This is a genomic window from Macrococcoides bohemicum (assembly GCF_003259675.1).
Lineage (GTDB): Bacteria > Bacillota > Bacilli > Staphylococcales > Staphylococcaceae > Macrococcoides > Macrococcoides bohemicum.
The window spans coordinates 18,654-31,600 of the sequence record NZ_CM009973.1 but is presented as its reverse complement, the minus strand read 5'-3'; the positions used below and the strand labels follow the sequence as shown (position 1 = coordinate 31,600).

10 protein-coding genes are annotated in these 12,947 nt (G+C 31.9%); all 10 read right to left on the bottom strand.

The features are described 5' to 3' along the window. Positions 1-2: 2 nt before the first annotated feature. The 10 genes from BHX94_RS00375 to BHX94_RS00330 all read right to left on the bottom strand — a co-directional run bounded on the left by BHX94_RS00375 (position 3) and on the right by BHX94_RS00330 (position 12,945). Positions 3-1,289, bottom strand: a complete 1,287-nt coding sequence (locus tag BHX94_RS00375; RefSeq protein WP_242446631.1) for a glucosaminidase domain-containing protein — start codon at positions 1,287-1,289, stop codon at positions 3-5. Positions 1,290-1,344: 55 nt separating this feature from the next. Beyond that, entirely contained in the window at positions 1,345-1,812 is a 468-nt protein-coding gene (locus BHX94_RS00370; RefSeq protein ID WP_111744464.1) for a hypothetical protein, read from the bottom strand. A gap of 17 nt (positions 1,813-1,829) precedes the next feature. Further along, positions 1,830-3,794 carry a VirB4 family type IV secretion system protein gene (locus tag BHX94_RS00365; protein WP_111744463.1) on the bottom strand — a complete coding sequence of 655 codons (1,965 nt, stop codon included), beginning with the start codon at positions 3,792-3,794 and terminating at the stop codon, positions 1,830-1,832. A gap of 97 nt (positions 3,795-3,891) precedes the next feature. Further along, positions 3,892-4,479, bottom strand: coding sequence for a hypothetical protein (locus tag BHX94_RS00360; RefSeq protein ID WP_111744462.1), 588 nt, complete (start codon positions 4,477-4,479; stop codon positions 3,892-3,894). Positions 4,480-4,483: 4 nt separating this feature from the next. Continuing rightward, positions 4,484-4,804 carry a DUF5592 family protein gene (locus tag BHX94_RS00355; RefSeq protein WP_111744461.1) on the bottom strand — a complete coding sequence of 107 codons (321 nt, stop codon included), beginning with the start codon at positions 4,802-4,804 and terminating at the stop codon, positions 4,484-4,486. A gap of 42 nt (positions 4,805-4,846) precedes the next feature. After that, on the bottom strand, positions 4,847-8,074 hold the full coding sequence (locus BHX94_RS00350) for a pLS20_p028 family conjugation system transmembrane protein (protein ID WP_146606885.1): 3,228 nt from the start codon (positions 8,072-8,074) through the stop codon (positions 4,847-4,849). Positions 8,075-8,105: 31 nt separating this feature from the next. Then, positions 8,106-11,036 carry a VirD4-like conjugal transfer protein, CD1115 family gene (locus tag BHX94_RS00345; RefSeq protein WP_111744459.1) on the bottom strand — a complete coding sequence of 977 codons (2,931 nt, stop codon included), beginning with the start codon at positions 11,034-11,036 and terminating at the stop codon, positions 8,106-8,108. A 16-nt stretch (positions 11,037-11,052) separates the two neighbouring features. Then, complete coding sequence (locus BHX94_RS00340; RefSeq protein ID WP_111744458.1) at positions 11,053-11,535, bottom strand: single stranded DNA-binding domain-containing protein; 483 nt, start codon at positions 11,533-11,535, stop codon at positions 11,053-11,055. Beyond that, on the bottom strand, positions 11,528-12,676 hold the full coding sequence (locus tag BHX94_RS00335) for a hypothetical protein (RefSeq protein ID WP_111744457.1): 1,149 nt from the start codon (positions 12,674-12,676) through the stop codon (positions 11,528-11,530). The genes BHX94_RS00340 and BHX94_RS00335 overlap by 8 nt, the downstream gene beginning before the upstream one ends. Next, a complete protein-coding gene (locus tag BHX94_RS00330; RefSeq protein WP_111744456.1) occupies positions 12,673-12,945 on the bottom strand; it encodes a hypothetical protein in 273 nt (90 codons plus the stop codon). The genes BHX94_RS00335 and BHX94_RS00330 overlap by 4 nt, the downstream gene beginning before the upstream one ends. Positions 12,946-12,947: the final 2 nt, after the last annotated feature.

Here is a 12,947-nt window from a genome sequence, read left to right as displayed (position 1 = left end):
CTTTATTTAGATTTTTTTCCTACATAATGATAACCCCAATAAGATCTTCCACCTAAGTCAATCATGTTTTCATTTAAATATGAGGATCTATCTAACCCACCAACACGATCTAAATATGATGCATGTGCAATTGTGTCAATCCCTTTATATTTACCTACATATAAAATTACATGACCATTTGATTTTGTTACCCATATATCGCCTGGTTTTGCTTCGCTTTTCTTACTGTAACGTTTCCAGTTAGGACTGCTAGATAAATATCTTTCTTGACTGTCTGTTGCACCCCACGGTAGATTTTTATCTGTTGTATTTTTAATAACTGTAGCTACAAATCTATCACATGAAGCGTATAATCCAGAAAGATAATCTTTACCACCGATTTGTTCTGCTTTTGCTTTTGCTTGTTTATATTTTGCTGGTGCATTTGTACGTCCATATGAATCACCTGCTGGCACATCGTCTGCATTGCTATCTAGTGGATATGCAATTGATACTGCAAGTTTGGCTGCATCTCCACTCATCTCTAATCCACCACATGGATCATCATCTTCATTTTTCTTGTCATCTTTTTTATCTGTTTCTGTTGTTTTTTCTTCTGTTGTTGCTTTATCTTTTACGTTTTCTTCTGTTGCTCCTTCTTTATCAGTTGGAGAACTAAACTGTTCTACAGTCTTTTTAACTAATGGAATCCAGTTACTATTTAAATTTGTTGGATCATTACTTGCTCCTACTGGTGCATACTTAGGTCCAATTTTTTCCGGTGTATCTAAGCCTTGTGAAATATATAAGTCATATAAATTTTGTAAACCAGCATCAATTCCATCTTCAATTTTAGGAAATACTCTAAGAGGTCCACTCCCCATTACTGAATAAGGATTGCGTTGAATTGTTGCATTTGCACCTTTACCCCAACCACTTTCCATAGCAATTATGGCAATTGCAATTTTGGGTGGCACTTTATGTTTTTCTGCTGACTTAACAATATACATCCCTTTTCCTTCTAACGCTCCACCTTTTGCATTAGCCTCAAAAATCGTTTTTATTTTATTTGGATCAATTTGTCCTCCACTATATGTTCCACCACCAGAAACGCAAGGATCAATATTTTGATTTTCATTAAATCCCTTTTCTTCTCCACCAAGCATAATTAAAGAAGTGATTAATATGATTGCTAATGCTCCTGTAAGTATAACTGTTAAAGTAGTTGAAGCAGTTAATAGTCCTACAATCCACATCCATATTTTTTTCTTTACAAATTGTTTCACCTTGTCCTTAGCGAATTCTTTCATCAGTTTTCCTCCATAAAAAAACGCTATTAAAAATTATTTAATAGCGTCAATGTATTTATTTTATTGATTTAAAACTTTTTATTTTCCATTTATCATTACTATCTTTAATGAAATCTAGTTCTGCTTTTTGTGATTTTGATTTATTAGAATCTGTTACTAACTCCTTCGGAAGTTCTTGTTTTAAATCTATATATGCCTTAGTACCGTCAATATTTACTTTTATCTCTGTTACCTTAATATCACCATAGATATTAAAAATATCTTTTCTTTCAAATAACTTTTTAGATAATTCTTTAGTAATTAAAGAATCAACTCTATCTTTTTTTGAATTGTACGATTCATTTTGTTTCATTGTATACATTACTTTTGTAAACTTTTCTGCAATCTCTTTTATTGCCACTTCGTCTTTAAAATTAACAGTATCTGTTTTACTTTCGTTATTTTGTGTTAAGAAAAAAAATAAAATAGCAGTTAATAATATAACTGCTACTACTGAAATGAGGAATCCTTTGTTTTTATTCATAATCTAAGCATCCTTTCTTATTGTCCACCACTGAAACGATCTAATTGTTTTTTGTCAACATCATTATGGAATAATGTATTATTTGAACCTTGAATACTCAGAATAGCTTCCCCTTTTCCAAGTTGAGGAATAATTGCATATTCAGAAGCCTTAATCGTTTCTCCTAACACATCTTTTACAGAATCAATATCAGCTCTGTCAATTTGGAAAAAGAATTTATACTGTGTTAATGAGAAGATTTGTTTTAGCTGTGTAGTTGCATCATTATTACTATTCTCAGGAAGTAATTGTTTTGGTGATTGTGTCGCAAAGATAACACCAGCAAGGTATTTACGCATCTCTTTCATAAAGTTTACGATAAATTCTACTGTATCTAAGTTATTTACATTAACGATATTTTGACACTCATCAATAAACACCATAAAACGTCGTGCATCCTTACTGTCTATTACGCCATCTTCAATCATCTTTTTATATTTTTTACCGTTCTTTAAAGCCTGTGACCAAATTAACGATAATGCTACGTATAATTGACATCTAAATACGTTATCAGATAGTTTTTCAAGTTGTTCAATGTTATAAAATACAATTTGTTCTTCGTCCATGTTAGGGATTGAAGTATGACCATCAAAAACATTTCCATATACATTAATCATATTATTTAATGTAGTCATAATTTTAGATTTTGCTTCTGCTGTATTTATATCTTCTGGAATACTTTCAACATAGGCTCTAAACTGTGATAAAGTCGGATATTCTTCTGGTCTTAATCCTGTAACTACCTTCGTGTTCTTTTCTTCTGGATCTTTTGACCATAATCCGATAGAACAATAAAAATCGTTGAAATAGCCAGATAAAATCATAATTTCTGTTTTCGTAAGATCAGGGTTCATTAATCCAAATTGCATTTCTAGTTTTGATAGATGTTGTGTAAAACATGCACCTTCATCAATTGTTAAATCATAGCTGTCTGAGTTTGGATCGTCAATTTTATCACTTGTAGCTGTAGCCATAATTTCAAGCATATTAATCATTCCGTTAGAACCATCAAGTGAAACTGTTTTACCACCTTGTTCTTTTACTACTTGTCTAAAATCGCCTGCTTTATCAAATCCTCTGATAAAATGATTTCTTGCAAATTGTTCTTCTTCAATTACCTTTAAGAAAGTCGATTTACCAGAACCCATCATCCCAAATACAATTGAGTTGAATGATTTTCTGATATTATCAACCTTAAACATATCAAGGTACACTGGACCACCAGTCTCTGTAGTACCAATAAACGCACCGTACTCATCATTAATTGAAGTATGATCGAATGGATATCCAGCACCTAAAGTTACTGTAGGAAGTTGTTGTCCTACTTTAAAATTGATACCATGTTTCTTTTTTTGCTGACTATGATTATAAATTAAAGATTGCCATGCTTCTTTCGATTCAAAGTTCATCACCTGAGATTTAAATCCTCTTGCTTCCAAATCTACACGAATTTGTGCTAATAAATTGTCTAATTTCTCTAAAGTTGGTTGAGATACAAATAATCTAATAACAAGGTGTTTAATTTGTTCACCTTGATCATTCATCATATGAGAAACACCTAATAATGTTTGATATACATCAGTGGCTGCACTTTTAGTCATTGCATCTGCCTTTTGATCTTGAATACGTGCGGCCTGTTCTGATAACGAACGTTTCAAATTTAAACGTACTTGTTCTTTATCTGCTGTTGAAATATCTTGTACTACAATCACTCCATCACGATTTACAATTGTTCTTAGCCAGTTATCGTATACAGAAGAAGGATAAGCATATACTGTAAGACATGCCTCATATCCATCACCTTTTTGTACATAATTATCTTTAAATGAAATACCACCTTGTGGTTGTACACGAGAAATTAATTCTAAATCATAGTTATCTTCTATATAATCTTCTACTTTAGTTTTAACTAACGCCTGTTCTTTTTTCTTTAGTCCAAACATTTATATTCTCCTTTAATTAAAAAAGCACTCTATCCTAATGATAAAGTACTTTTCTTTGTATTTATAATTCGTTCATTATTCATTCAATAGTTAAATATTATAAATATTGCGTATTCATATTGTTCAACTGGAACAGTACATTTTCTTTCTTTTTAGCACTTAATGATTTTCTTTTTAATAATCCATTATTTGTCTGTCTAATGTTTTCTTTCATGACATCCATACTTCTTTTAGTTTCAGCATATACAAAACAATAATGATCCATTTCTTTATGTGATTTTGCTGATAGCTGTAATCTTCTGATTTGTTCATGACAATATTGTTTTTGTAATGGATTAGAAGTAGTTTCATATTTGTGTAACCAGTAATTTTGTTGTTCTTCTGTATCTGAAGGATATTTGAAAGAAATTATTTTTAGATCTTCTATATTTATACGATAAAAATTTGCAAGTTTAATCATTAAACCACTATTTTCATCTTCGTTTATTGTACTTAAAGCGTGTGTTTCAAATTGGTACATTTCTAAGTAAGTGTTATCATCTAACATTAAATAACCCTCTTGTGTTATTTGTTTGTAAGGCATTACAGATAATACTGTTAAATCTATTGATTTGTCTTTACTTTTTTTTCGTTCTTGTCTATCTCGCTTTATTGCTATTTTCTTAGGTTCTACAAAACCAGCCATTATATTATTTCATCTCCTTTTGATTATATCTTGAATGGTCTAGGCTTCTATAGCCCTGTCTATCCATCTTGAACATTGACAAAACGACCAAATACATTGATTTATCAGGATTTCCTTTAGGTTTTGCTGTTGCAATAAAACCTATCAATAAATGTACAATTACTATTATCGCTTTTAGTAATCCAGTCGCATGTACAAAATTGCTTACTACAAATCCTAATACAAGAAACACTACAATTATTCCAATATCTTTAATAGATAATCTTCCCTTGATTAAAATGTCAGCTTTCATATCCTTTGGTATTACATAACCATTATTCGCCATATTATCATCCTTTACTTTAAAGAAAAGACTAGAGATTATTCTCTAGTCTTTTGATTTGTTTAAATTGATTTCAGGAAACTCAATACTTTTAGATTGTTGAGAGGTAGTAGGTCGAAGCGTAACATTTTCTGATGTACTATTAAGTTTATTTCCAAATACTTCATCCACTCTTTTCAACCCATTTGTATCTGAATTAACTTTTGTGCCTTGTGTTTCATTTACTGCTCTTGTCAGTGGACTGTTGTTGCCACCAACTGATGTGCCTTGTGTTTCATTTACTGCCCTGTTCAGTGGACTGTTGTTGCCACCAACTGATGTTCCCTGTGTTTCATTTACTGCTCTTGTCAGTGGACTGTTGTTGCCACCAACTGATGTGCCTTGTGTTTCATTTACTGCCCTGTTCAGTGGACTATTGTTGCCACCAACTGATGTGCCTTGTGTTTCATTTACTGCCCTGTTCAGTGGACTATTGTTGCCACCAACTGATGTGCCTTGTGTTTCATTTACTGCTCTTGTCAGGGGACTATTGTTGCCACCAACTGATGTGCCTTGTGTTTCATTTACTGCTCTTGTCAGTGGACTGTTGTTGCCACCAACTGATGTGCCTTGTGTTTCATTTACTGCCCTGTTCAGTGGACTATTATTCCCACCGATTGTTGTGCCTTGCGTTTGATTTACAGACTGATTAATATTATTGCCTGTTGAATGTATTTGATTGCCTAAAGTTTGATTCACACGTTCAAATGCTACTTTTTGTGAATTATTCATATTACCTGATTGTTGTTGCATTACTCGTTCAAATGCTACTTTATCTTGAGCTGTAGCACTTGTAGGATTTGATATTACTCTTTCTATAGCTGTTCTGTCTTGTGAAGATACATTTGAATCTGGTTGTGATATTAATCTTTGAATTGCTGTTTTATCTTCATTTCCAATATTAGTTGAAGGTTGTGTTATTAAACGTTCCATTGCAGTACGATCTTGTGATGATAGATTATTACCCTTGTCTTGAATAATTCTTTCAATTGCTGTTCTGTCTTGTGGTGTAGCGACCCCATTTTGTTGCATTACTCTTTCTAATACTTGTCTATCTTTATCACCTAAATTGTTTGAATCTTGATGTAATACTCTCTCTATTGCTGTTCTGTCCTGTGGTGTCATTGTATTACCTGAATCTTGATGAATAATTCTTTCCATAGCTGTACGATCTTGTGAAACTGGTTGACTACCTAAATCTTGTCTTAACACACGTTCAAGTGCTGTTCTGTCCTCTGCTGATAATGAATTACTCTTATCTTCAATTACTCTTTCAATTGCTGTTCTATCCTCAGTTGTAAGATTTCCAGGTTCCTGCATTAGACGTTCAATTGCTGTTCTATCTTGTGGGGCTAAATCCCCTGATTTTTCTTCAAGTATTCTATGAACTGCCATTTTATCTTCTGTCGATGCAGTGCCTGTAGTATTTAATTGTTCAGTAACAGTCCTTACTGCATCTCTATCTGCATCACTTAATACACTTGTTCCTGATAATCTTTCAAGTATTGTTCTCTCTGATGGCGTAAGATCTTCGCCACCTCTAACAACCTTTTCAAGTACTGTTCTTTCAGATGGTGTTAAAGCACCTTCGTTGTCATTAAGCACTTTATTGATTGCGTTTCTACTTTCAGGAGTAGTTCCTGTCATTGCCTCTGCACTTGCTACTGCATATGAAGTTGCTTTTGCTTTTCCTTCCTCAAATGCTTCACTTACGTTAGAACCTGGTGTCTTGACAGCCTCCATCGCACTCTCAATTTTAGAAGATAATGCTTCCTTAGATTTTTGAATACCTTCTTTTGTAGCATTTACAGCATAACCTTTAGTACCGACCTCAGACATTTCACCAGCTATTCCAGCCATTGAATAGATACCTTCTGATCCTGCTTTACCGATTCGTTCAGCCATTCCAGGTTTTCTGATTTTATTTCCTTTATCATCAACTTGATCACGTTTTTCACGCCATTCTGCCAGTTTGCCTGCTCCACCTTTAGCTAAACCAGCAGTACCCTTTGCAAGACCTAATCCTGCCCCTGCTACTGCAAGAGAACCCATCAGAGCTTGATATCCATCTTTAACACCTACATCAATTCCAAGTAGACGTTTAGCTTCTTCTGGACCATCTATTACGAATTTACCTAAAGCGATCATAGCAATTGATACAATCCACGGATTCCAGCCTAACGTTGAAATATAAGTCATTGCTAACATATAGATTTTAATTACGAACATTAAAATCCCTATACTCGCATAGTTTAAAACCAGATTATTAAATAGTTGTTTCATCTTTTGCCCTGTTGTTAAGTCTGTTGCTACTACCCACGGTGCAATTATTTTTTGGAACGCAATCTCTAACATTAATAACATTGTTTTAAACATTGAGAAAATCAGTACAAATGCAACTACCCCAAATTGTATAAACATAGGTAGAAAATTCGCATGATATCTGTAATACCATTGATTTAAAAATGATACCTGTCCGATAAAAGGAAAATCAGCAGGTTTAATTTCTTGTAGTTCTCTCGAACCATCTTCTTTATCTACTAATTTATTTGCAAAAATCTTCTTTTCTTCGGAACTTAACTTGTAATCATAATCACCAGCTTCCTCTACACCTTCTTTTTCTTTAGATGCATTAATTACTCCTGTAAAATCTTTATAAGGAAAGGTTTTTTCCGTGATATCATTATTAATAAAAGTATCTTTGTTTTCTTGCCATTTCGCTTTTCTTTCCATATATAGTAAATCTGTTGTATTTGTCGCAACAATTTGTGTTGCAAGCTTTTGATTCTCACCTTTAACACCTGCCTGCTTACCAGCATTGACTAAATCTGTCGATAAATCATTAAGGGTGGATGTTAAATATGAAAATCCAAGAATAAATCCGATTGCGAGAAGTACATTTGTAAATACGCCTTGTCTATTGAGATTTTTACCCGTCATTATCATATAACCAATATAGGCTATAGATATCGCAAAAAGTGCCATTGCGATTGGATTGACCGTATTCATTATATTATTAAGTCCTTCATTTTCAAAAAATCCATTGAATGTAAGGATGGTATCTAATCCACCTTCTAATGCTGATACCGTTGTATGAAAAACTTTAACGATTCCCCATAATAGAGGCATTAATACCATCCATAAAAAATTCTGTTGTGTAAACAGATAATCGAATTGATCTAATATTTGTTCTGCCACTAAAAATTCACCTGCTTTAATTATAATATAGTGCATAAAATATAACGCATAACATATAGGTTATGCGTTACGTTATTTTTAAATGTTTAATACCATTTTTAACTTTTGTTTCACTGTGTTCATCTAACACTCTATTGAAATCTTCTTCATTGAGTTGAAGTAATACTTCATATAGAGATTTATCTTCAAGGTTATCTTTTATCCACATTAATCTTAGTTCCAGTTTTTCACCGAAATAGTATTCAGATAAATAAATAGGTTGTTCGTTAGGTTCTTTAATTGTCTCACTTTCAAACACATCTTTGCTTTTATCATGTTGTTCTAGGAATATCATAATCTGACGTTGTATCTCAGCTGACTGATTACCAGCAATATTCAAGTGTTGTAATTGTGACTGCATATTAGTCATTACACTTTCTTTTGTTTGTGCTTGAATTATTGATTTGTAGAAATCTTCACTACCTGTAAACTGCATACATGCTTCTTTAAGTTTTTCTTTATCTTTATGAGGCATTTCAAGACTTGCTATATATCCATTAGCAGTTAAATCTAGCTGGGTCGGTTTATGTTTCCAATCAATCATGAAGTCACGTAAGTTAAGATGTCTGTGTTTAGAAGGTATATCAAAATCAGCAAATTGATTTGCTGGTTCAAAGTCATCACCTAAAAACTCAAATCTAAATGGTAGTTTAGTTTCATTCACATTATAGATCGGCTCAGGTCTGATACTATTTCGGTTGTTATCACTCGTTTTTAAAAATCGTAATACGATTGTTTCTCCTCTTACGAACTTTGGTAGTAATTCAGGATGTATTAAAGGTTGTTGCTCTGCTGTAAAGTTTTGTGAAAAATCACTGCCACCATTTGAAGTTCTTGATGATGTTGTAACAGTGGTATTACCACATTTCGCAGAAATCTCATCGTTTGTTTCTTTACTTGTTGACTTTATATAGATATGTGTCTGACAGTTGTCTTTAATTGTCTCACCGTTTTCTTTACCATACTTTGATGTAACCTGTGAGTAACCTTGTACATATAATTCAAAAAGAATATTACGTCCTAAACAGACAGTCAAAATATTTGCCATGTCATGAATTGCTGGCATATTACCAAATTCATCAAGTCTGAATTTAACACGTTGATGACATTTACCTCCTGATTCTGATGCTCTCCTCGCTAACATTGTATAAAGCTGAGATATAAATATAGATGCTACAACGTGCGTTGAAGTATCGTAATCGGGAATTACCATAAACACTGCTACTGGTTTTTCACTGTAGAAACAGTTGATTTTTAAAATATCACTATTCTTTTCTATATTTTTTAGGAAAGCTTCTTCTGGATAGATACGATCTCCTGTATAAGGATCTTTCTCAACGACTACAAAACCTCTTTTCGGCTTTTCTCTATAGAATTTGTACTCAAAAACTGCTTTATCTAGTTCTATACGAATAATTTCTCCGTCTTTCATCTTACGTTTAAAGTAATTTTCCATGAATCCTAGTGAATCAATTTTAAAGTTTGATGATAGACAATTTTCTTCTCCATATCCATAATGGATAACGCCACGTTTAAATATATATCTCATATCAAAACGAACACGTATTCTTTTATTAAAGCCAACACGCGTAAAGTCTAAAGAATTAGCAGAACCCATTTTTGAAATCTTTTCTGATACGAATATTTGCAAGGTTGTTGAAGCAGTTGCTAAGATACCTGAACGTGTATTACCACTAGCAAATTGTGTAGTTGCGTATTGTTTCCTTGCAATACTTTCAGGTGGCATATCCATGATGTACTCATCTAATGCGTTATGTTCAACTCCGTCATCATCTGTATAGTTATCCGTACCTAGTATATTTAGTAGATCATATACATTTCTCATTGTTATTTTGTCAGGTCTATTTTCATCTAAGGCTCTTTGAATAACAGTAAATATTAAAGCATTAACAAGACCTGCGGCCGAATCCTGCCAGAAGCTATCTCCACTTTCTGGAGATGGAAACAAAGTACTTGTTAAAGTAACTGCATAAGCCTCTGCTTGTGCAAAGTCACCCTTAATATATTCATCTTTAATGATTTGTAGCATATTATAACTCATGCCATCATCAGGATTTAAAAGGTTTAAAACTTCAACGTCATAACCTCTTTTTCTGAGTGTTTCGTATGATCCAGCATACAATTCACCTTTTGGATCGTTGAATACTAAAGATGGTTTTTCACTAGCTCTTGTATCTATATCTGTTGCTGGAAAAACCATCGATTCACCTTTACCTGAACGTGAAGTACCGATAACCATTACATTGATTGTGTCCTGATCAATTAAGTATCTACCGTTATAAAAAAGCTTCGATAAAGGATTAATAAGCTGTTTTTCGCCTAACTTTATTAAAGGCACAGCTCTAAATATTTTTGGTAAATCATTATAGTGCGTTATAGGAACACCTGGCTGTCCTTTATATTCTGTGCATTGCTGTGGAACGCTGACATATTGCTTTTTTAATTCTTTTATTTCTGCAAACTTTGCATCCCCTTTTTGTCCGTAATGCATTTTTCTATGTGCTACATAGAATTTATACAGAAAACGTAGTATAATCAGTGTCATAGCTGAAAATAAAATTAACCAAATCAACAGATGTTGATTTGGTTTTATTGTTAAATCGATTAATTTTTGATTATTTAAAAATATATAACTCATTCTATTAGATATAATTTCAGTTTTATCTAGTATATTAGCCTTGTCAAACTGATTTACTTTCGTTATATATTTAAAGTTATTAATAATATTGAATATAAAATTAGTGACTATATTTGCTAAAAATATATTAAAAATAATAGTAAGCACTGACAGTATATACATATTTTTTCTAGTTGCAAGTGTTTCCTTTATTCTAATTGGCTTTCTTTCACTTTTAATAATTTGTTTAATGATTGGTTTTTGTTTGTTTTTATATACTAAAATATCATCTAAACCATATTTCATTAGTTGCTTACTCAAAGTATTTCCTCACCTTCTAATCGAACGGCAATTCCTCATCAGAAATGTCGTAGCTTTGTTTTTTGCCCTCTTTTTCTTCATTTTCAACTACTGATTCATTTTCTTCTTTTTGTCTTTCTTCTCGTTCTAAACGTTGTTTCAATAGTCTGTCTTTTGCTACTTCTGTTGTTTCTAACGTTCTAATTGAAGTACATACAAGGGATGGTATTGGAAATCCTTTATTTTCTTCACGATAACTTTCTATCTTATACTCGACGAGTATTCTTTGCCCCTTAACAATATTCTCAAAGAAGAATGAAGCAGTTGATCCAAACACTCTAAATGGCAAAGTAACATATTTTTTTGAAACTGAATAATTATCATCTGATTCTTTTTGTTTTACATCAATTCTACAAGTCAAATAGATAATTGTTTTAGGCACATTGTTTTCTGTCTTGCTGATCTGGGGTTCATTATTTACAAAACCTTCTACATATAATCCTGATAACATATTAATCATTTTTATTTTCCTCCGATTCCATCTCAACTAACTTTGAATAAACTTGTTGTATACCTTGTTCAATTGCTCCTATTTCATACTTTTCTTTGAGATTATTCATAACATCAATATATTTCATCTTCACATAACTATTTGAAATACCATATCCATTAAATTGCGTAAAAAGAATTATTTCATTTCTCGTCCCCATTGATTGTAGTTTATTAAATTTATTTAGGAACGTCTTATATGAATCTTTAATCATTGTTGAGTTGAGAACAATAACTTTTAAAAGATTCTTAATTTCAGAATCCACTGGTACAGCTTTGTCTATAAAGTTATTAAGTGCTGTTGAATTAAAATCATCTCTATGTTGTATATCTTCATAAAGTTGGTTTAATGTTTTTTCTGGTTTACTATCTTCTGTAATAATGTTTTCTTCTGTATGTTCAGTTTCATCAGCAATCACGTCTGTTTTTACTGTACTAACTTGTTCTGTTTCTTCTACAGTTTCTTTATTATCCAAATTATTTTCAGAAGTATCATTCTCTTTTTCACTTATATTTGTATTGTTTATCTGTTCTGTTTCTTCAACAATATTGCTGTTATCCTGAGTAATATGTTCTTCTCTTGTTTCTTCAATTTGTTCTGTAACGTCTATTGTATAATCATCACCATCAATTTCAGATCCAATACCGTAATATTCTTGATAATATTCATTCTCTTTCTCTTTAATATTAGTGTTATCTATAATATCTTTTTCTGTTTTTATATCATCTTCGGTGATTACTGTGTTTTCTAATAATTCATTTATATTTTTTCCTTCTAGTGTATATAATTCCTTAACTTTTAAAAGATGATTGAAATCATTTATTAATCTGATAGAGTATTTGTTTTCGCCATATTTCTTAATCTCTTTAATTTCAATACTCATTATTACTTCATTAATATCATGACCATTTCTAGTGGTTGAATAGTCTATTAATGCATTAAAAATCTGTCTTTTTTCACCTAATGTTTCACCAGGTACTTGCCAATCAAACTTTAATTCCATGTCACTATTAACAATATTACCTGTTAAAACGAATTTTCTTTCCTTCATACTAATATCTATAATTTCCTGCATACTTTTGATAACGACATTTATTTTAAGTTCTATCATTGTCTATCATCCCCCTGATTAAATTGTGTACTTGCTTGATTACTATAATTATCAGTAGTTGTAATTAATGGTTGTTGTACTACTTTGCTTACTTCTTCAACTTTCTGAGTAGTTTGTTTTGTATCTTTTTCTTGATTTAGAGCTTTATCAATCTTTTTCTGTAAAGACTTGATTTTAGCATCTTTATTAATAATAGATGCCTTTGTGTATGATTTATCAGCAATATACTTATTTACAATTGCTTTCTTTGTTTCTAAAGGTAATGCCATCT

Excerpts from the sequence above, each read along its gene's own strand:
- BHX94_RS00375 (WP_242446631.1), bottom strand. The coding sequence starts at position 1,289 with ATGAAAGAATTCGCTAAGGACAAGGTGAAACAATTTGTAAAGAAAAAA.
- BHX94_RS00370 (WP_111744464.1), bottom strand. The coding sequence starts at position 1,812 with ATGAATAAAAACAAAGGATTCCTCATTTCAGTAGTAGCAGTTATATTA.
- BHX94_RS00365 (WP_111744463.1), bottom strand. The coding sequence starts at position 3,794 with ATGTTTGGACTAAAGAAAAAAGAACAGGCGTTAGTTAAAACTAAAGTA.
- BHX94_RS00360 (WP_111744462.1), bottom strand. The coding sequence starts at position 4,479 with ATGGCTGGTTTTGTAGAACCTAAGAAAATAGCAATAAAGCGAGATAGA.
- BHX94_RS00355 (WP_111744461.1), bottom strand. The coding sequence starts at position 4,804 with ATGGCGAATAATGGTTATGTAATACCAAAGGATATGAAAGCTGACATT.
- BHX94_RS00350 (WP_146606885.1), bottom strand. The coding sequence starts at position 8,074 with ATGCACTATATTATAATTAAAGCAGGTGAATTTTTAGTGGCAGAACAA.
- BHX94_RS00340 (WP_111744458.1), bottom strand. The coding sequence starts at position 11,535 with ATGATTAATATGTTATCAGGATTATATGTAGAAGGTTTTGTAAATAAT.
- BHX94_RS00335 (WP_111744457.1), bottom strand. The coding sequence starts at position 12,676 with ATGATAGAACTTAAAATAAATGTCGTTATCAAAAGTATGCAGGAAATT.
- BHX94_RS00330 (WP_111744456.1), bottom strand. The coding sequence starts at position 12,945 with ATGGCATTACCTTTAGAAACAAAGAAAGCAATTGTAAATAAGTATATT.